A 19,580-nucleotide genomic window follows, 5' to 3' on the forward strand; every position below is an offset into this window, starting at 1 on the left:
CCGCTCAGGCGGAGGCTCGGTGCACCAGTTGGGTGTCCAGGAGGATGTGCGGGGCGGGTAGGTCGTCACCGCGGATGCGGGCCACCAGCAGGCGGGCCATCTGTCGGCCCATCTCCTCCACCGGCTGGAAGACCGTGGTCAGCGGCGGCTCCGCCTGTTGGGCGATCGTCGCGTCGTCGAAGCCGATCACCGCGACGTCCTCGGGGACACGCCGGCCGGCCTCGCGCAGGGTACGCAGCGCACCGAACGCCATCAGGTCGGACGCCACGAAGACCGCGTCCAGATCCGGGCAGGAGTCCAGTAGCCGGCGCATGGCGGCCGCGCCGCTGCCCTCGCTGAAGTCGCCGTACGCGATCAGGTCGGGGTTGACGCCGCCCCCGGTGGCCTTGACCGCCTCGGTGTAGCCGGCCAGGCGGGCCAGGCCCGCGCCCATGTCCTGCGGGCCGGCGATGGTGCCGATGCGTCGACGCCCCTGCCCGGTCAGGTATTCCACCGCCTGTCGGGCCCCGCCAACGTTGTCCACGTCGACGAACCAGGCCGGCTGGGCGCCGGGTTGCAGCATCCGGGCGGGCCGACCGCCGAGCACGGCGGGCAGGCCGCGCTCCTCCAGCAGGGTCGGCAGCGGGTCGGAGTCGTGCAACGACAGCAGCAGTACGCCGTCGACGTGCTGGTTGGTCAGGTGGTGCTCGACCCGCTCCCGCTCGACCGGCGACTGGGCCATGGCCAGCCAGAGCTGCATCGGTGTCTCGAGCAGCGCGGAGCTGATGCCCCGCACGATCGAGGCGAAGAACGGCTCGGTGAAGACCCGCTCGCCGGACTCGGACACCACCAGGGCGACGGAGTCGGTGCGCTGGGTGACGAGCGCGCGGGCCGCGCGGTTCGGCACGTACCCCAGGTCGGCGATGGCCTGCTGGACCGCGGCCCGGGCCTCCGGGCTGACCTGGGGCGAGCCGTTGACCACGCGGGAGACCGTGCCTCGACCCACGCCGGCGCGCGCCGCGACCGCGTCGAGGGTCGGGCGCCCGAGCGACCGGGTGCGCTGCGTTGTCATCGTCTGCTCCTCCGACGGCGGGCGGGCCCGGCGCCACCCGAGAAAGGTGGACGCCGGGACCGCCCTGATGGCTGGCCCGAGCCTATTGTGCGGCCAGACCGTTGCGTCGGATCACCGAGGCGTACCACCTGGCGCTGGACTTGGGGATGCGAAGCTGGCTGTCGTAGTCGACGTGGATCATGCCGAAGCGCTTCGTGTAACCCCAGGCCCACTCGAAATTATCCATCAGTGACCAGGCAAAGTATCCCCGCAGGGGCACGCCCGCGTTGATCGCCTCGTGGCAGGCGCGCAGGTGGGCGTCGAAGTAGGCCAGCCGGTCTGGGTCGTCGACCTGCCCGTCGACGACCGCGTCGACGAACGCGGAGCCGTTCTCGGTGACGTACAGGGGCAGGTCGGTGTACTCCTCGTGCACCCGCCGCAGCGTCTCGACCAGGCCCGGGGCGTCGATCTCCCAGTCCATGTCGGTGACCGGGACGCCCCGGGTGACGAAGCGGACGTCCTCGCTGCCCGGCCAGCAGGACGGTTCCCGCCAGTACGGCTCGGGCTCGGCGCCCTCGACCGGCGCGGCGACCACGTGCCGGCTGTAGTAGTTGATCCCGACCAGGTCCAGCGGCGTGGCGATGGTCGCCAGGTCGCCGTCGCGGACGTGGTCGAAGTCGGTCACCGTGCGCAGGTCGGCCACCAGGTCCGCCGGGTACGACCCGCGCAGCAGCGGGTCGAGGAAGAAGCGGTTGGCCAGCCCGTCGATCCGCCGGGCCGCGTCGATGTCGGCGGGGGTGTCGCTGGCCGGGTCGACCGGGTACAGGTTGACGGTCACGCCCACCTCGGCGGTGGGTCGCGCGGCCCGCAGCGCCTGCACGGCCAGGCCGTGCCCGAGCATCAGGTGGTGCCCGGCGCGGACCGCGTCCGCGCCGTTCGACCGGCCCGGGGCGTGCACTCCGGAGCCGTACCCGAGGAACGCCGAGCACCAGGGCTCGTTCAGCGTCGTCCAGTAGCGCACCCGGTCGCCGAGCGCGTCGGCGACGAGCGTGGTGTAGTCGGCGAAGCGCGCCGCGGTGTCCCGCGACGGCCAGCCGCCGGCGTCCTCCAACTCCTGCGGCAGGTCCCAGTGGTAGAGGGTGAGCCACGGCTCGATGTCGTGGGCCAGCAGATCGTCGACCAGCCGACGGTAGAAGTCCAGACCCTGTGGGTTGGCCGCGCCCGAGCCGCCGGGCTGCACCCGGGGCCAGGAGACCGAGAAACGGTACGACTTCAGGCCCAGCTCGGCCATCAGGGCGACGTCGTCACGGACCCGGTGGTAGTGGTCGCAGGCCACGTCACCGGTGTGTCCGTTGACCACCAGGCCCTCGGTGTGGCTGAAGGTGTCCCAGATCGACGGGGTGCGGCCGCCCTCGGCCGCCGCCCCCTCGATCTGGTACGCCGCGGTCGCGGCGCCCCACAGGAAGCCGGGTGGGAAGGTCAGCCCGGGGCGCTCGTCGAGGACGTCGACGGCGGGTGGGCTGGCGGGGTTGCTCACGACTTGACGGCACCTTCCATGATCCCGCCAATGATCTGGCGGCCGAACAGAACGAACACGATAAACAACGGAAGGGTCGCGATGAGCGTACCCGCGAAGATCTGAGAATTGTCCGCGAAGTACGCGGTGTTCAGACTGCGCAGTGAGATCTGCACGGTCGGATTGGCCGGGTCGGCGAGCACCACGAATGGCCAGAAGAACTGGTTCCACTGCTCCATGAAGGTGAGCAGCCCGAGCACGGCCGCGGCGGGTCGCAGCGCCGGCACCACCACGTGCCAGTAGACCCGCCAGGTGGAGCAGCCGTCGACCCGGGCCGCCTCGATCAGCTCGTTGGGCACCGCCTGCTCGGCGTACTGGCGCATCATGAAGATGCCGAAACCGCCGATCAGGAACGGCACGGTCACCGACGGCATGGTGTTCAGCCATTCCAGTTTCGCCATCAGGATGTACAGCGGCAGCACGCCGAGCTGGATGGGAATCATCATTGAGGCCAGGATGATCAGCAACAGCGCGTTCTTGCCGCGGAAGCGCAGTTTCGCGAACGCGAATCCGGCGAGCGAGCCGAAGAACACGGTCGCCACCGTGATCGTGCCCGACACCAGGAACGAGTTCATCAGGCCCTTGACGATGTTCGCGTCGCCGTTGTCGAGCACCCGCTGGATGTTCTCGCCCAGCTTGCCGCCGGGCAGGAAGGGCGGCGGCCAGGAGTTCGCGGCGTCGCTGGTCCGCGAGGCGATGACGATCATCCAGTAGAACGGGAAGAGCGACAGGATCACGCCGAGGACGAGCCCGAACCAGGTCAGTGGGCTGGCCGTCCAGAGCTTCTCCGCCCGGTGGCGGATGCCGGTGCGCCCGGCCGGTGGCCGGACCGCCGGCGGTCGCAGAGTGGTACTGGTCATGGGTGGGCCACCCTCACTTGTCGGAGCTGATTCGGCGGGCCAGCAGGTAGTTGAGGAACGAGACGGACGCGATCAGCAGGAAGAGCACCAGGGCGACGGCACCCGCGTACCCCCACCGGAACCGCTGGTTCATGACGTCCAGCAGGTACATCGTGATCGTCTGGAACTGACCCTCCGTGCCGCCGGAGAGCGCGCCCGAGCCGCTGGTGAACATCAGCGGCTCGGTGAAGAGCTGCAGACCGCCGATGGTCGAGATGATCAGCGTGAAGATGATGGTGGGACGCAGCTGGGGGATGGTGATCGACCAGAACTGCCGGCGCTGGGAGGCGCCGTCGAGGGCGGCCGCCTCGTACACGTCCTTGTTGATCGACTGCATCGCCGCGAGGTAGATCAGGGCGTTGTAACCCACCCACCGCCAGTCGACCATCGTGGCGATGGCGAACCAGGAGGCGAAGCGGTTGGCCCGCCAGTCGATGGGGCCGACGCCGACCAGGTCGAGCAGCCAGTTCATCAGGCCGAACTCGCGGGCGTAGATCATCGAGAAGATGAGCGCCACCACGGCGGTCGAGGTGATGATCGGCATCGCGATGGCCAGCCGGAAGAACATCTGACCGCGGATGCGCCGGTTCAGGGCGTTCGCCAGCAGCAGGGCGATGATCAGCTGCGGGATGGTGGAGAGCGCGAACATCCCGAAGGTGTTCACCACCGCGTTCCAGAACTGCGGATCGTTCGTGAACAACTCGACGAAGTTGTCCAGACCGACGAAGCTGATCGTCGCGTTCATCGGTGACCGGTCGGTCATCGCGATCCAGAACGTGTAGACGATCGGGTAGACGCCGAAGATCGCGAACAGCACGAAGAACGGCAGGACGAAGACGTACGGGGTGAGGCGCAGGTCCAGCCGGTTCAACTGCCGGCGGCGCGTCGGTGAGTGCCGCGGAGCGGGACGCGACCGGCGGGCCGACGCACCCGGTGGCGCGGGGGTCTTCAGGGAGCTCATGAGCGGTCCTTCACACTCGGCGACGCCGTCGTGGGCGCCGCGGCAGGGCGTTCCGACGCGGGTTCACGGGTGGTGCCTGAGCGGCACCACCCGTGAGCGCGTCACAGCCGTTACTTGCCTGCTGCCTGGCCGTTCTTCACCGCGTCCTGCCAAGCGGCGTCGGCGGCCTTGCCCTGCTCGATGCTGCGCAGCGCGTTCTCGACCGCGTCCCGGACCGCCTGGTTCTTCGGGCCGAGGTAGACCGGCTTCAGCTCCTTCGCGCCGGCGGCGAAGATCTTGCCGATCGGTGCGCCGCTGAAGTACTCGTTGGTGGCGGCCAGCACGGCCGGGTCCTCAAGAGCCTGCGGCGACGAGGGCAGGTTGCCGACCTTCTTGAACGCCTCGGTCTGGCTCTTGGCGCTGGTCAGGAACTTGGCCAGCTCGGCGGCTTCCTTCTGGTGCTTGCTGGCCTTCGGCACGGCCAGCCAGGAACCGCCCCAGTTGCCGCCGTTGCCCGGCGCCTTGGCCACGTCCCACTTGCCGGCCGCCGCGTCACCGGCCTGACCCTTGATGACACCGGTCATCCACGCCGGGCAGCCGATGGTGGCGAAGCTGCCGTTCTTGAAACCGGCGTTCCACTCGTTGGAGAAGCTCCGCAGGTTGTTCGACAGACCCGCGCTGATCATCTTGGTGGTCTGCTGGAACGCGGACTGCACGTCCGGGTTCTCGCCGACGACGAGCTTGTTGCTCTTGTCGAAGTAGGTGTAGCCGCTGCCGGCGCCCGCCGTCTGCATCAGCACGATGTTGTAGAAGTTGGTGGCCGAGTCGACGAACTTGTGCTTCTTGTCGGCGGCGGCGAACTTCTGGCCCTGGGCGATGAACGCGTCCCACGTCGGCCAGAGGGCGCCGACCTGCTCGCGGTCGGTCGGCAGGCCGGCGGCCTTGAAGAGGTCGCTGCGGTAGCAGACGGCCATGCCACCGACGTCGGTGCCGAGACCGAGCACCTTGCCGTCCGGCGTGAGGCCACCCTCCCACTTCCAGGGCAGGAAGTTGCCCTTGAGGTCGTTGGCGCCGTGGTCGGCCAGGTTCACGAACTTGTCGGCCTGCGCGAAGAACTGCACGATCGTGCCCTCTTCGAGGGCGACGACGTCGCCGGCGCCCGCGCCGGCGGTGATCTGCTGCGTCAGCCGGGTGTTGTAGTCACCCAGGCCGAGACCCTTGCCGCGCTCCTGGATGGTGACGTTCGGGTGCTCAGTCTGGTACTGCTTGTAAAGATCTTCGTATCCGAAGCCCTGGTCGCCGAAGACGTCGACGACCAGGGTGACCTTGCCGCCGTCCGAATCGGACGACGAGTCGTCGCCGCAGGCGGTCGCCGAGGCGAGTACGGCGACGGACGCGAGCGCGATCGCCGCAAAGCGACGACGTGAGGTGACGCTCATCCTGACCCCTCTCAAGTGGTGAGGCTTGGTGTGTCGTGCGTGGTGGGGGGTGCTGCAGCGCCCCTGCCGCCGCCGGACCGGTGGTCGTGGACGATCTGGGGAGAGCTGTGAAGGAGACTTCCGCCACTCCCCGGGAGCGCTCCCATGAGATTGCCGGGGCGCTACCAGGGTGTCAATAGACCAATGGGAGCGTTCCCAGATCGTTACCGCCCTGTTTCAGACCGGCACCGCTAGTGACGGACGTCGACCCGTACGCCAGGCGGGGTCAGCAGAAGCGACGCAGCAGTGTGGTGGCGACGGTGGGGTCGAAGAACGTCGGATCGAAGCCCTCACCGACCCAGCCCCGCAGCACGGCCCGCTCCGGATGGGTCGGGTCGGCCAGGGCCGCGAGCAGCGCCTGGTAGCCCGACGGCCCACCGATGCCCTCCGGGGGGCAGGCCCGCTGGCCGTCCAGGCAGACCGGGTACCGCTCGTCCTGATCGGCGGTCAGCGCGTCCTCGACGACGAGGTCGTGCTCCCACCAGTCACCGAAGTCGTACGTGTAGGAGAACCTGCTGCCCTTGCCGAGGACCGCGTCCAGCCGGACGTCCAGCTCGTCGTGCAGCGCCAGGCCCCCGTCCGGGTCCGGCTCGCCGTACGCCACCGCGTCGATCTCGAACGAGTGCAGGTGGCAGTCCCGCCAGCCCATCGCGTGCTGGGCGACCCGGTGCAGTCGGTCCAGCGTGTAGCCGGCCGGAACGAGCACCCGGCGCCACACCGGCGGACGTACGCCGGCGAGGGACATCTTCAACTGGAAGATCTGACGCGGCATGCTGTCCTGTCCTTGAGCGGCTTAGGCTGCGAGCATGATCTGCCGAGCGTGCCGGGCCCGGCGGCACGATGACTGCCCGGGCCGGAACTGGTGCGACTGCCAGCACCGTACCGCCGAACCGACCCCTCCGGTCACCGGTCCGGCCGGCGAATGACGGTCGGAATCCCGATCCGGCGACTCTGGCCCGAGCCGTCCACCCAACCGCTCGACGACGCCACGCTGACCGCGCTCTACCAGCGCGCGGACCAGCCCCGGCTGCGGGTGAACTTCGTCGCCAGCCTGGACGGCGCGGTCAGTGTGGACGGCTACTCCGCCGGCCTGTCCGGCGAGCCGGACAAACGGGTCTTCGGCCTGCTGCGGATGGTCTGCGACGCCCTGGTGGTGGCCGCCGGCACCCTGCGACACGAGGGTTACCGCGCGGTCCGACTCGACGATCCGCGACGCGCCTGGCGGCGGGCGAACGGGCTGGCCGCGTACCCGACGCTGGTGGTCGTCTCCGGCTCCCTCGACCTGGACCCGGCGCAGACGGCCTTCGCCGACGCCCCGGTCCGGCCGATCGTGCTCACCCGCGCCGACGCCGACCCGCCGCCCGGCCTGACCGACGTCGCCGACCTGCTGCGCTGCGGGACCGACCGGGTCGACCTCGCCGCCGGCCTGGCCGAGCTGCACCGGCGCGGGCTGACCCAACTGCTCTGCGAGGGCGGCCCGCACCTGCTCGGCGCGCTCACCGCCGCCGACCTGGTGGACGAGCTGTGCCTCACCGTCGCGCCGCTGCTCGCCGGCCCCGGCGCGGGCCGGATCACCGCCGGCGACGCCAGCGCGCCCCGGCACCTGCCGCTGCGGCACGTGCTCGCCGCCGACGACGGCGTCCTCATGCTCCGCCACGCCCGCCCGTGACGAACCGTCGCCCGGTCACACACCGAGCGTCGCGAGTGTGACCGGGCATCGTGTCCTCCGCCGCGTCGCGTGGCGACCTGTCGTACTCCTCGGGCAGGATGCAGGGCATGTGCCCCGACCGCGTTGCCCGACCGACCCACCCCGCCCGATGAGCGACGCCGACCACGACGGCCTGGCCGGCCCGGGCCAGCCGGTCGGCCGGGTGCTCGGCACCGCCGACGCCACCCCGTTGCAGTTCTGGACGGCCGTGGCGCCCGGCAGTTACCTCCAGCTCGACGACGTGGTGGTCACCCGCCGCGAGCTGCCCGACCGCGAGCCGGTGACGATCGCCGGGGTGGTCACCCAGGTCCGGGCCCGGCACGAGGGCGCCCAGTTCGACTCCGACGTGTTCGCCATCGCCGACGGCACACTGCCCGCCCAGGTGCAGGAGGCGGCCGAGGTGACCACCACCCGGGTCGACCCGGAGTTCTACGTGCCGCCGACCCCGGGGGCGGTGGTGCACCGGGCCGAGGGCGACGCACGGGCTCGGGCGCTGCACTTCGACCGGATGGAGCGGCGCATCCCGATGGGCATGGGTCGCGACGGGGTGCCGGTCTACCTGAACGCCGACTTCCTCGACGGCAGCCGGGGCGCGCACGTCTCCATCTCGGGCATCTCCGGGGTGGCCACCAAGACGAGCTTCGCCACCTTCCTGCTCTACTCGGTCTTCCGCTCCGGCGTCCTGGGCGGCGACGCGGTCAACGCCAAGGCGCTGATCTTCAACGTCAAGGGCGAGGACCTGCTGTTCCTCGACCACCCCAACACGCGCCTCGACGAGCCGACCCGGGCGGCGTACGCGAAGCTGGGCCTGAGCGCCGGCGCCTTCCCGGACGTGCGGGTGTACGCCCCGCCCCGGGTCGGCGACGCGGCCGGAACCCCGGACGTGAGCAGCCGGCTCACCGGCGTGGACGCCTTCTACTGGACGCTGAGCGAGTTCTGTGCCGACCGCCTGCTGCCGTACGTCTTCGCCGACGCCGACGACGAGCGCCAGCAGTACACGATGGTCGTGCACTCGGTCACCGCGCACCTGGCCCGCTACGCCCAGCCCGCCGACGGTGGGGTGAGCATCGACGGGGTCCGGCTCGGCTCCTACGGCGACCTCGTCGACCACATCGTCGAGGCGCTCAACGACGACGAGACCCGCTCCGACTGGGCGGGCAGCGCGGTCGGCCTGGGCACCGTCAACGCGTTCGCCCGCCGGTTGATCGGCAGCAAGAAGGATCTCGCCCGGCTGATCCGTGGCGACCTGGCGACCCGTCGCCCGCACTCGATCAACACGAGCGAGTCGGCGCAGGTGACAGTGGTCGACCTGCACAACCTTCCGGACCGGGCCCAGCGCTTCGTCGTCGGCGTGACGCTCAAGAGCGAGTTCGAGCGCAAGGAGAAGTCCGGCACCGCCAAGCCGTTGCTGTTCGTCGTCCTCGACGAGCTCAACAAGTACGCGCCCCGGGAGGGCTCCTCCCCCATCAAGGAGGTGCTGCTCGACATCGCCGAGCGGGGGCGGTCGCTCGGGGTCATCCTGATCGGCGCCCAGCAGACGGCGAGCGAGGTGGAGCGGCGCATCGTCACCAACTCGGCGATCCGGGTGGTCGGCCGGCTCGATCCGGCCGAGGCGTCCCGCCCGGAGTACGGTTTCCTGCCGCCCGCACAGCGGCAGCGGGCGCTGCTCGCCAAGCCGGGCACCATGTTCGTCAACCAGCCGGACATCCCGGTGCCGCTCTGCCTGGAGTTCCCGTTCCCGGCGTGGGCGACCCGGGTCTCCGAGGCGGGCCGCGCCCCCTCGGAGACGCTGCGCTCGATCACCCAGTCCGCCGACCCGTTCGCCGTGGTGGGCTCCGGCGGCGGCACCGACGACGACATCCCGTTCTAGGTAGGGGCCGGTGCAACTGTGAAGATCCTGCACACCTCCGACTGGCACGTGGGCAAGGTGCTCAAGGGGCAGTCCCGGGCCGAGGAGCACAAGGCCGTCCTCGCCGGGGTGATCGACATCGCCCGTGCCGAGCAGCCGGATCTGGTGATCGTCGCCGGTGACCTCTACGACACGGCCGCGCCGACCTCGGAGGCGACCCGGCTGGTCACCCGGGCGCTGACCGCGCTGCGTCGGACCGGCGCGGACGTGGTCGCGATCGGCGGCAACCACGACAACGGCCCAGCGCTGGACGCGCTGCGGCCGTGGGCCGAGGCCGCCGGCATCACGCTGCGCGGGGGCGTCCGCGAGAACCCGGCCGAACACGTGATCGACGGCACCACGGCCGGCGGGGAGCGGTGGCAGCTGGCCGCGCTGCCGTTTCTGTCCCAGCGGTACGCGATCCGCGCGCTGGAGATGTACGAGCTGACCGCCGCGGAGGCCAACCAGACGTACGCCGACCACCTGGGCCGTGTGCTGGGCCGCCTCACCGAGGGCTTCGCCGAGCCGGACCGGGTGCACCTGGTCACCGCGCACCTGACGGTGACCGGCGCGGCGGCCGGCGGCGGTGAGCGGGACGCGCACACGGTGCTCGGCTACGCGGTGCCGGCCACCGTCTTCCCCGCGACCGCGCACTACGTGGCGCTGGGCCACCTGCACCGGGCGCAGCGCGTCGAGGGCCCGTGCCCGGTGCGCTACAGCGGCAGCCCGCTCGCCGTCGACTTCGGCGAGCAGGAGAACGTGCCCTCGGTGACGGTGGTCGAGGTGACCGCCAGCACGGCCGCCCGGGTACGCGAGGTGCCGGTGACCGCCGCGAGCGCGCTGCGGACGGTGCGCGGCACCCTGGCCCAGCTCGCCGAGATCGAGGCGCCGGACGCGTGGCTGCGCGTGTTCGTCCGGGAGCAGCCCCGCGCCGGCCTGCGCGAGGAGATCCAGGAGCTGCTCCCCCGGGCGTTGGAGATCCGGATCGACCCGGAGCTGCTCGCCGCGCCGGGCAGCGGCGCGCGCATCGCGCAGCGGTCGGGGCGTTCGCCACGGGAGCTGTTCGCCGACTACCTGGACAGCCGGGGCCACGCCGACGAGGGCGTGCGGGAACTCTTCGACGAGCTCTTCGAGGAGGTCGAGCACTGATGCGGCCGATGCGGTTGGACATGGCCGGCTTCACGGTCTTCCGGGACGAGACGACAGTCGACTTCACCGACGCCGACTTCTTCGCGCTGATCGGCCCCACCGGCTCGGGCAAGTCCACCGTGCTGGACGCCATCTGCTTCGCGCTCTACGGCACGGTGCCCCGCTGGGGTGGCGCCCGCGGGCTGGCCAACGCGCTGGCGCCGTCGGCGACGGAGGCCCGGGTGCGGCTGGTCTTCGAGTCCGGCGGCGCCCGGTACGCGGCGACCCGGGTGGTGCGCCGGGACGGCCGGGGCAACGTGAAGACCGCGAACGCCGGGCTGCAGGTGATGCCGGCCGGCTTCGACGTGACCAAACTCGACACCGGGTTGAGCCCGGACGACCTCGGCGAGGTGATCGCCGGGACGCCCGCCGAGATGGAACAGGCGGTGCTGGAGGCGGTCGGGCTGCCGTACGAGCAGTTCACCAGCTGCGTGGTGCTGCCGCAGGGCCAGTTCGCCGATTTCCTGCACGCCAAGCCGGCGACCCGGCAGCAGATCCTGGTCAACCTGCTCGGCCTCGGCGTCTACGAGGACGTGCAGAAGCGGGCGACGGCGCGCGCCGCGCAGGCGGAAGCCCGGCTGGACGCGGTCGATCAGGTGCTCGCCGGCCTGACGGGGGTGGACGACGAGGCGTTGGCCGAGGCCGACGCCCGGGTGGGCCGGATGGCCGAGCTGGCCGACGCGGTGACCGGGGCCATGCCGGAGCTGGCGGCGGCCCGGGCACGCGCGCGGGAGGCGGCGGCTGCCCTGACCGCGCTCGACGACGAGCTGGGCGTGCTGTCCGGAGTGCGTGCCCCGCGCGGGGTGGCCGAGGTGGCCCGCGCGGTGAGCGCGGCGCGGGCCGAGGCCGACGCCGCGGCCACGGCCGTGTCGCTGGCCGAGGAGCGGGAGGAGAAGCTGCGCGGTGAGCTGGCCGGCGCCGGTGACGAGAGCGCGCTGCGGTTGCTGCTGCGGGCGTACGACGATCGGGATCGGCTGACCGGCGAGGCCGACACGGTCCGCGCGGCGGTGCGCGCGGCGGACGAGGAGCACGCCACGGCGGTCGCGGCGCTGGCCGCCGCCCGCGCGGACGCCGAGCGGGCCGACGCCGAGTTGGAGGCGGCCTTCCGGGCGCACGAGGAGGCGAAGGCCACCGACCTGGCGGTCAGCCTGCGAGTGCACCTGCATCCCGGTGCGGCCTGCCCGGTGTGCGAGCACCCGGTGGCCGAGGTGCCGGCGGTTCCGGCCGACTCGGCGGTGGCCGCCGCGACGGCCGCCGGCAAGGCGGCGCGGGCCGCCACCAAGGCGGCGCAGGCGGTGGTGCAGCAGCGGGACGCGGCGGCGCGTGACCTGGAGCGGCTGCTGGTGCAGGCCCGCGCCCGGCAGGAGCAGGTGGACGCCCGGCTGGCCGAGCTGGACGGGCAGCTCACCGGAGCGGCCGAGCCGGGGGTGCTGCGCCGGGAGTTGGCCGAGCACGCCCGGCTGCGACGCGCCCTGGAGGAGGCGGCGACCGCCGTGCGGGCCGGCCGGGACAGCGCCCGACAGGCGCGCGCGGGTGTGGACGCGGCCGAGGAGCGCCTGCGGTCGGCGTGGCGGGGCTTCGACACGGCCCGCGACGCTCTGGCGCGGTTCGGTCCGCCGGCGGCTGATCGCGACGACGTGGCGGCCTCGTGGGCGGTGCTGACCGACTGGGCGGCGGCCGAGGCCGAGCGCCGCCGCGCCGACCGGGCCGGCCGGGCCACCGTCGTCGCCGACGCCGAGGCGGCGGCCGACGCGGTGCAGCGGCAGATCGCCGACCGCTTCGCCGCCGCCGACGTGCCCGTCGGCGAGGACCCGGTGCACGCCGCGACGGTGGCCGTGGAGCGGGCCGAGGCCGACCGGCGCCGGCTGGCCGAGCGCCGCGAGCAGGCCGGCACGTTGCGCGAGCAGCGGGCCGGGCACGAGCGCGAGGCGCAGGTGGCACGGGCCCTCGCGGGGCACCTGCGGGCCAACAACTTCGAGCGGTGGCTGCTGGCGGAGGCGTTGGACCTGCTGGTCGACGGCGCGTCGGGGATCCTGCGGGAGCTGTCCTCGGGCCAGTACGAGCTGGTGCACGACAAGGGCGAGTTCTTCGTGGTCGACCACCACGACGCGGGGCTGCGCCGGGGGGTGCGCACCCTCTCCGGTGGCGAGACGTTCCAGGCGTCGCTGGCGTTGGCGCTGGCGCTCTCCGAACAGCTGGCCGGCATGTCGACGACCGCGGCGAGTCTGGAGTCGATCGTCCTGGACGAGGGTTTCGGCACGCTGGACGCGGCCACGCTGGACACGGTGGCCGCGACCCTGGAGAACCTGGCCGCCCGGGGTGACCGGATGGTCGGCGTGGTCACCCATGTCGCGGCGCTGGCCGAGCGGATCCCGGTCCGCTTCGAGGTGCGCAAGGATGCCCGCTCGGCGCGCGTCGAACGGACGGGCCGGTGAGCGCGAGGAGTGCGGCGCAGCGGAGCCCCGCAGTCGCGAACGGAAGGTCGGCCGGGTGAGCGACGCCGCGTTCTTCGTCGACTCGTGGGATCCGGCGTACGGTGCGTCGTTCGAGGCGTCCGCGTCCGGGCCGGCGACGCCGAGCAGCGCGCAGGTCGACGCCGACGTGGAGCTGCCGGCCGTCGACTGGCGGGCGATCGGGGTACGCGCGGACGTGCGGGCCCCCGACGTGGTGTTGCTTGTCGACGGGGTCCGCCGGATCGACGCGAGCATCTGGACGGCCGAGGCGGACGGCGGGTCCTTCCCGGGGCTGGCGGCGTCGTACGCGGCCGGGGTGGTCCGCTGCGACCTCGGTCGGGGCGCGGCCCAGTTGGCTGGCACGCGGGTGGGCCGGGGCCTGTTCACGGCGAGCCCGTCGGCGCAGGACGTGGTGGCGGGCGCCATCCGCTACCCGGTGCACCGGGTGGGCGGCACCGGCGAGCTGGCGAAGCTGCCGGCGGCCGTGCAGGGTCCGTTGACCGCGCTGGAGGTGGCGGTGTCCGACGCCGCCCGGGTCGACGGCGACCTGTTGGTGGTGGACGGCCCGTTGCGCAGTCGCCGCCAGTTGCCGCGCACGCTCGGCTACATCAAGACCCAGCACAGCCAGTACCTGGACGCCCGGCTGACGGCTGTGGTGACCGGTCTGGCGTCCGGTCAGCGGTCACCGGTGTTCCGGCTCGGCACGGCCTGGGGCGGGTGGTCGTGGTATCTGCGGCTGCCGGTGGCCGTGGGTGCGCCGTGGGCCGGGATCGTCCGGGTGGAGTGCTCCGCCGACCTGCCCGTCGAGGCGGCGATCGACCTGGCCGACCTGTCGCTGGTCACGCTGCCCCGGTTCGCGTCGACTCCGTACAAGGATCCGCGGGCGCCGCAGAACCTCATCCCGATCGCCGGTCTGGAGCGCCGCCTGCGGGCGTTGCTCGGCGATTCCCGTCTGCTGCACCGCGCGTTGACCACCGCGGCGCGCGTAGGCCGCTGAGCGGGAGCGGGTCGCGGTGGGACGCAAACGAGCGGATGACCGGGTGGTCGAGCAGGTGGACACCGGGCGGGCCGAACTGGTGCCGTCGCCGGACCGGGCCGGTTCGTGGACGCTGCTGTTGGACGGGGCGCCGCAGTCGCACGTCGACCTGACCGATCCCACGCATCTGGAGTTCGAGTACGTCCGGCGGCTGGCCGCCGCACTGGACCTGGTCGCGCCGCCCGGCGAGCCGCTGCGGGTGCTGCACCTCGGCGGTGGCGCGCTGACCCTGCCCCGCTACGTGTCGGCCACCCGGCCCGGGTCCACCCAGCGGGTGTCCGAGGTGGACGGCGCTCTGGTGGAGCTGGTGCGCCGCGCGTTGCCCTGGCCGGCGGACGCCCGGCTGCGGGTTCGTGTGCAGGACGCGCGGGCGGTGCTGGCCTCGACGCGGGACGCCAGTTACGACGTGGTGGTCGCCGACGTCTTCGCCGGTGCCCGCACGCCGGCGCACCTCACGTCGGTGGAGTACGCCGCCGAGGTGGCGCGGGTGCTCCGCCCGGCGGGCTGGTTGCTGGCGAACCTGGCCGACGGCCCGCCGCTACGGTACGCCCGTGGCCAGGTCGCTACGGTGCGCTCGGTGCTGCCCCAGGCGTGCCTGGTCGGTGACGCGGCGGTGCTGCGCGGTCGCCGGTACGGCAATCTGGTGCTGGTCGCCGGGCGGACGACTCCCCCGGTCCCCGCGTTGACCCGGCGGGCGGCCGGGGACTGGTTCCCCGGCCGGGTGGTGGCCGGCGACGAGTTGGACCGCTTCGTCGGTGGCGCGGCGGTGGTGCGCGACGCGGACGCCACCGGCTCGGATCCGCCGCCGCCGGGGTTGTTCTCCGTCCGCCGCTGACTGGTCGATCCGAGCCCGCCGACCTCTCCGTCGAACTTTTTTCGCGGTTTGTTGATCCGCTCGGGGCGGCGCTGCGTACCACCGGGCGGCCCGCCTTGTGGGGGCGGCGTTGGTCACGGACATCCCGGAGGTCTGCATGCATGCGGTGGCGGCCGGTTGGCATGGCGACGCGGTTCGCGCGGACTGGTTGTCCGCGCGGTCGTCGCGGCCGACCTCGTCTGCCCGGGGGGTCGACGCCCGAGCCATGTCTCGCCAAAATGGTCCGGTGACGCCCCAACCGGCGCCCGGGCGCCACCAGGCGACGACAACCGAGGCCAGCCACTCCGACCAGTTGATCCGGCTGCTCTACGCCGAGCACGCCGGCCCGTTGCTGATGTTCGTCATGCGGCTCACCGGGGGGGACCGGCAGCGCGCGGAGGACATCGTGCAGGAGACGCTGCTGCGGGCCTGGCGTAACGCGCACCGCCTCGGTGCGCAGGGGCAGGGTTCGCTGCGGCCGTGGCTGGTCACGGTGGCCCGTCGGATCGCCATCGACGAGCACCGCAGCCAGGAGGCCCGGCCGCCGGAGACGTACGACCGGGACCTGACCGCGTTCGCCGAGGCGGACAGCACCGACCGGGTGCTGCGCACGATGACGGTGGCGGACGCGCTGCGTACGCTGAGTCAGTCGCATCGGGAGATCCTGATCGCGACGTACTTCCGGGGGCGGACGGTGCCGGAGGCTGCCGAGGAGTTGGGGCTTCCGCTGGGCACCGCCAAGTCGCGGGTCTACTACGCGCTGCGCGCGCTGCGCACGGCTCTGCAGGAGCGGGGGGTGACAGAATGAGCCGGCCAGACCATATGGACGTCGCCGCGTACGCGCTCGGCGTGCTCGACGAGCAGGACACTGAGCGGTTCGAGGAGCATCTCGCCGCGTGCTGGGCGTGCGCGGCCGAGCTGGAGACGATGGTGCCGGTGGTGGGGCTGCTCTCCGGCATCGACGGCGAGACGATGATGGCGCTGGAGCAGACCGCCACCGATCCGGCGCTGCTGGACCGGACGTTGGTAGCGGTCCGGGCCGACCGACGGCGTACCCGGTTTCGTCAGCTGCTCGCGACCGCCGCGGCGGTGGTGGTCTTCGGCGGGTTGACGGGTTACGGCTTCGTGAGTGTGGCCGGGGACGAGGCGCCGGGGCTTCTCGCGGAGCCGACGACGAGCGCCGCCGCCAACGACCCGCCGACGAGCGCGCCGACCGCGCCGCCGAGCGGCCCGGGCGTCGGCGGCACCGAGGAGGAGGGCGACCAGGTCGACGCCACGGACCCGACGACGGGCGTGCAGACGACGATGTTCCTGGTCGAGCGGGAGTACGGCACCCGCATCAACTTCAGCCTGCGGAAACTGCCCGGCCCACGCATCTGCCGGTTGATGGTGGTGCGCACGAACGGCACCACCGAGGTGATTTCGACGTGGTCGGTGCCCGATGGCGGTTACGGCACGAACAATCGCCCGCAGGGTCTTGAGCTGAGCGCCTCGACGTCCGCGTTGGCGAGTGACATCAAGCAGCTCCAGGTGCAGTCGGTCGACCGCAACGGGGTGGCCAGTCCGCTGGTCACGGTGCCCATGTAAGGGTCGCGTACCATCCTCGACGCCGGTCATTGTCTCAATGGCCGGCGTCGATCCGTTGTGTGACCGAAGGTCCCGTGTGGAGGGCCATACGGATGGAAGCTCGATTTGGTTCAATACATTCGCGTGAAATTGACCACTGTTACTTCTTCAACCTTGACAGCCTGCCCGCCGTACCTATGGGTGAACTGCCAAGAATGAGGAGGGCACGTGGCACAGATGAAGCGGACCGTCATCGTCGCGAGCGCGATGGTCGCACTAACGGCCTGCGCTCCCGCGGGTTACGACGGGGCGAACTCGAGCGCGGCCGAGCCGGTCGCCGTCGCCGCGGCCGAGCCCACCGCGTCGGCTGAACCCGAGGCGTCGGCATCCGCGGAGGCGCCGGTCGCCGACGCGCCGCCGCCCGCGGACGTCGACCTGACCGAGCAGTTGATCGGCAAGAAGATCGCCCGGATGGGCAACGTCGTGACCGACCAGGACGGCTGGGTCCTGTACCGGTTCGACAAGGACACCGCCGACCCGCCCGCGTCGAACTGCGTCGACAAGTGCGCGCAGGTGTGGCCGCCGGCGTTGACCGACGGCAACCCGCAGCTCACCGGCCTCTCCGACGACAAGGTCGGCAGCGTCACCCGACAGGACGGCACCCGACAGCTCACCATCGGCGGCTGGCCGGTGTACCGCTACATCGGCGACAAGAAGCCCGGCCAGTGGAAGGGCCAGGCCGTCGGCGGCACCTGGTTCGTGGTCGACCAGAACGGCAAGAAGAACCTGACCTGCCTGCCCACCTCGACGCCGAAGGCCGTCGCGCCGCCGGCGGACAGCGGGTCGAGCGACGCCGGCGGTTCGGGTTACTCGTACTGATCCCGATACGCCAGGGCACGGTGGCCGGTCGCAGCCGGGGAGGGCGCGACCGGCCACCGCCGTGCCCGCGGGCGGCTGGTCGACGACCGGCGCCGTACCGCGACCTGGCAGAGTAGCGGGGTGACCGAGACCGAGCCTGCCGCGACGAGGGTGCTGCACCCGCCCGTCGGCTACCGGCTGGCCGCGTCGGTCCGCGGCCTGACCTTCAGCCCGTACGACCCGTGCGCGCGCATCGCCGCCGGCACGTTCTGGTGGGCTACCCGCACCCCGGACGGGCCGGCCACCCTCGCGCTGCGGCCGGCGGGCGGTGAGCTGCTCGCCGAGGGCTACGGACCGGGCGCCGAGCACGTGGTGGCCCGCGCCGACAAGATCGCCGGGCTGCACGACGACCTGACCGGCTTCGCCGAGTTGGCGGCGGCGCACCCGCTCGTCGCCCGGCTGGCCCGGGAGCACCGGGGGCTGCGGATGCCCACCACCGGGCAGGTCTTCCCCCGGCTGCTGCGCGCGGTCTTCGAGCAGAAGGTCACCGGCAAGGAGGCGTACCGGGCGTACGCGGCGACCGTGCGGCACTTCCGGGAGCCGGCGCCCGGCCCGCTGCAACCCCTGCTGCTGCCGCCCGAGGCCGCCGCGGTGGCCGCCACCCCGTACTGGGTGTTCCACCCGTTCGGCGTGGAGCAGCGCCGGGCCGACACGCTGCGCCGCGCCGCCGCGCTCGCCGATCGGCTGGAGCGCTGCGTGGACGCCACCGAGGCCACCCGGCGGCTGACCGCCATCGCGGGCATCGGCCCGTGGACCGCCGCCGAGGTGGTCCGGATCGCCTACGGTGACCCGGACGCGGTCAGCGTCGGCGACTACCACATCCCGAACACGGTGGCCTGGGCGCTCGCCGGCGAACCGAGGGGTGACGACGCTCGGATGCTGGCCCTGCTGGAGCCGTTCCGGGGGCATCGGGGTCGGGTGTGTCTGCTGCTGGAGGCCGCCGGCATCCAGGCGCCGAAGTACGGCCCGCGCGCCCCGATCCGCTCGTTCGCCCGCTTCTGAGGCCGGTCGGGTCAGCGGCCGGCGCAGAGCCGGCGCAGAGTGCGACCGAGCCACCAGGCGTACGCGTGCTGCACCGCCCGGACGGCCGGGCCGGCCGCGCGGGTGAACCAGCGGTCCGGGAGGCTGAACGCACGTACCTCGAACCAGACCGCGCCACTGTCGTCCTGGCCGACCACGAACGCCTCCTCGCCCCGCTCCGGGTGACCGGGGAGGGTGCCGTAGCCGAAGCCGGCGAGCGTGGGCGACTCGTCGCTCCAGACCACCCGGCAGGGCCCCCACACGCGGACCGACCCGACCCCGAGGCCGGCCGTGACCAGCGCACCCTCGGTGGCCCGTGCCGCGTCGGTGCGCATCCGGACCCCGGCGGCGCGGTGCAGCCGCCAGCTCAGCACCGCCTCGGCCGCGGTCTCGAAACAGCCGGTCGGCAACGGGGTCCGGTGGCGCAGGTGGTGGTATCCGCCGGGCAGCGCGCCATGCCGGGTCCGTCCCACCTCCGGGTACGTCAGCTCGGCCACTCGGCTGGGTCAGGCGGGCGGTGGCGCCGACCGCGAGGGGCCCCGACTCACCCCGCTCGGCCCGACTCACCGAGGCCGTCCACTCTGGCCACCGCGCCACGTCGACAAGCAACGCCCAGACCCGCTCGGCGTCCGCGCCGACCTCCGTGTCCGCTTCGAACCGCATCGCGTCCCCTTCCCGGCGGCGCCGGCCGGCGCCGCCACGCCCTGCCGACGACGCTGCCCGGCGGATCGTGACGGCGGCATCCGCCGGCCGGTCCGATCGTCGATTGGGCCGTGGGTCCGCCGGCCGCGCGGGATCAGGCGGCTTCGCGCAGGTCCGCCAGGCTCAATGGGGTACGCCGACGCAGCAGCTCCTCCAGCTCCGCCACCGAGCCGACCTCGCCGAGCACGTTGCGGCCACCGCCGAACCGCTGCGGGTAACGGCGGGTCAGCCGGTAGCGGTAGCGGCCCCGGATCAGCTCCACGCTCACCCGCCACCGCCCGCAGCAGTCACAGACCCACTCGGACACTCCGCGAAACTAGCTCTG

The 19,580-nt window shown here is 72.5% G+C and carries 18 protein-coding genes; 10 read left to right on the forward strand and 8 right to left on the reverse strand.

Translation table 11 applies throughout. The features are described 5' to 3' along the window. Positions 1-4: 4 nt before the first annotated feature. The 6 genes from ABZU53_RS04885 to ABZU53_RS04910 form a co-directional block, all read right to left on the reverse strand. Complete coding sequence (locus ABZU53_RS04885; protein WP_354860880.1) at positions 5-1,051, reverse strand: LacI family DNA-binding transcriptional regulator; 1,047 nt, start codon at positions 1,049-1,051, stop codon at positions 5-7. Between the two features lie 82 nt (positions 1,052-1,133). After that, positions 1,134-2,567: a GH1 family beta-glucosidase gene (locus ABZU53_RS04890; protein ID WP_354860882.1), complete on the reverse strand. Its 1,434-nt coding sequence runs from the start codon at positions 2,565-2,567 to the stop codon at positions 1,134-1,136. Beyond that, positions 2,564-3,409: a carbohydrate ABC transporter permease gene (locus ABZU53_RS04895; RefSeq protein ID WP_234581704.1), complete on the reverse strand. Its 846-nt coding sequence runs from the start codon at positions 3,407-3,409 to the stop codon at positions 2,564-2,566. The genes ABZU53_RS04890 and ABZU53_RS04895 overlap by 4 nt, the downstream gene beginning before the upstream one ends. 70 nt (positions 3,410-3,479) lie before the next feature. After that, positions 3,480-4,466, reverse strand: a complete 987-nt coding sequence (locus ABZU53_RS04900; protein ID WP_355063914.1) for a sugar ABC transporter permease — start codon at positions 4,464-4,466, stop codon at positions 3,480-3,482. A gap of 110 nt (positions 4,467-4,576) precedes the next feature. Then, positions 4,577-5,884: an extracellular solute-binding protein gene (locus ABZU53_RS04905; RefSeq protein WP_355063916.1), complete on the reverse strand. Its 1,308-nt coding sequence runs from the start codon at positions 5,882-5,884 to the stop codon at positions 4,577-4,579. Between the two features lie 265 nt (positions 5,885-6,149). Then, complete coding sequence (locus ABZU53_RS04910; RefSeq protein WP_355063917.1) at positions 6,150-6,695, reverse strand: plasmid pRiA4b ORF-3 family protein; 546 nt, start codon at positions 6,693-6,695, stop codon at positions 6,150-6,152. Positions 6,696-6,845: 150 nt separating this feature from the next. On the opposite strand from ABZU53_RS04910, the gene ABZU53_RS04915 reads away from it, so the two are divergent. The 10 genes from ABZU53_RS04915 to ABZU53_RS04960 all read left to right on the forward strand — a co-directional run bounded on the left by ABZU53_RS04915 (position 6,846) and on the right by ABZU53_RS04960 (position 18,535). Further along, positions 6,846-7,592: a pyrimidine reductase family protein gene (locus ABZU53_RS04915; protein ID WP_354860889.1), complete on the forward strand. Its 747-nt coding sequence runs from the start codon at positions 6,846-6,848 to the stop codon at positions 7,590-7,592. 148 nt (positions 7,593-7,740) lie between these two features. Beyond that, entirely contained in the window at positions 7,741-9,501 is a 1,761-nt protein-coding gene (locus tag ABZU53_RS04920) for an ATP-binding protein (RefSeq protein ID WP_355063919.1), read from the forward strand. 18 nt (positions 9,502-9,519) lie between these two features. Beyond that, positions 9,520-10,668 carry an exonuclease SbcCD subunit D gene (locus ABZU53_RS04925; protein WP_354860892.1) on the forward strand — a complete coding sequence of 383 codons (1,149 nt, stop codon included), beginning with the start codon at positions 9,520-9,522 and terminating at the stop codon, positions 10,666-10,668. Then, positions 10,668-13,142, forward strand: coding sequence for an SMC family ATPase (locus tag ABZU53_RS04930; RefSeq protein ID WP_355063921.1), 2,475 nt, complete (start codon positions 10,668-10,670; stop codon positions 13,140-13,142). Before ABZU53_RS04925 ends, ABZU53_RS04930 begins: the two co-directional genes overlap by 1 nt. 55 nt (positions 13,143-13,197) lie before the next feature. Further along, positions 13,198-14,157 (forward strand): hypothetical protein, encoded by a 960-nt coding sequence (locus tag ABZU53_RS04935; protein WP_354863141.1) that lies wholly within the window; start codon positions 13,198-13,200, stop codon positions 14,155-14,157. 16 nt (positions 14,158-14,173) lie between these two features. Further along, positions 14,174-15,031: a fused MFS/spermidine synthase gene (locus ABZU53_RS04940; protein ID WP_354863142.1), complete on the forward strand. Its 858-nt coding sequence runs from the start codon at positions 14,174-14,176 to the stop codon at positions 15,029-15,031. A gap of 136 nt (positions 15,032-15,167) precedes the next feature. Then, complete coding sequence (locus ABZU53_RS04945) at positions 15,168-15,857, forward strand: sigma-70 family RNA polymerase sigma factor (RefSeq protein WP_355063923.1); 690 nt, start codon at positions 15,168-15,170, stop codon at positions 15,855-15,857. Continuing rightward, on the forward strand, positions 15,854-16,636 hold the full coding sequence (locus ABZU53_RS04950) for a zf-HC2 domain-containing protein (RefSeq protein WP_355063925.1): 783 nt from the start codon (positions 15,854-15,856) through the stop codon (positions 16,634-16,636). Before ABZU53_RS04945 ends, ABZU53_RS04950 begins: the two co-directional genes overlap by 4 nt. A 207-nt stretch (positions 16,637-16,843) precedes the next feature. Continuing rightward, positions 16,844-17,494: a hypothetical protein gene (locus tag ABZU53_RS04955; RefSeq protein ID WP_354863145.1), complete on the forward strand. Its 651-nt coding sequence runs from the start codon at positions 16,844-16,846 to the stop codon at positions 17,492-17,494. A gap of 120 nt (positions 17,495-17,614) precedes the next feature. Continuing rightward, the gene (locus ABZU53_RS04960) at positions 17,615-18,535 is read left to right on the forward strand and encodes a DNA-3-methyladenine glycosylase 2 family protein (RefSeq protein ID WP_355063927.1); all 921 of its coding nucleotides are present in this window, start codon (positions 17,615-17,617) and stop codon (positions 18,533-18,535) included. Positions 18,536-18,546: 11 nt separating this feature from the next. Here ABZU53_RS04960 and ABZU53_RS04965 read toward each other — a convergent pair whose 3' ends face one another. Together ABZU53_RS04965 and ABZU53_RS04970 are read right to left on the reverse strand one after the other, a co-directional pair. Next, positions 18,547-19,050: a DUF1990 domain-containing protein gene (locus ABZU53_RS04965; RefSeq protein ID WP_355063929.1), complete on the reverse strand. Its 504-nt coding sequence runs from the start codon at positions 19,048-19,050 to the stop codon at positions 18,547-18,549. Between the two features lie 299 nt (positions 19,051-19,349). Next, entirely contained in the window at positions 19,350-19,562 is a 213-nt protein-coding gene (locus ABZU53_RS04970) for a hypothetical protein (protein WP_039905709.1), read from the reverse strand. Positions 19,563-19,580 lie beyond the last annotated feature (18 nt).

Source organism: Micromonospora sp. NPDC005194, assembly GCF_040608335.1.
Taxonomy (GTDB): Bacteria; Actinomycetota; Actinomycetes; order Mycobacteriales; family Micromonosporaceae; genus Micromonospora.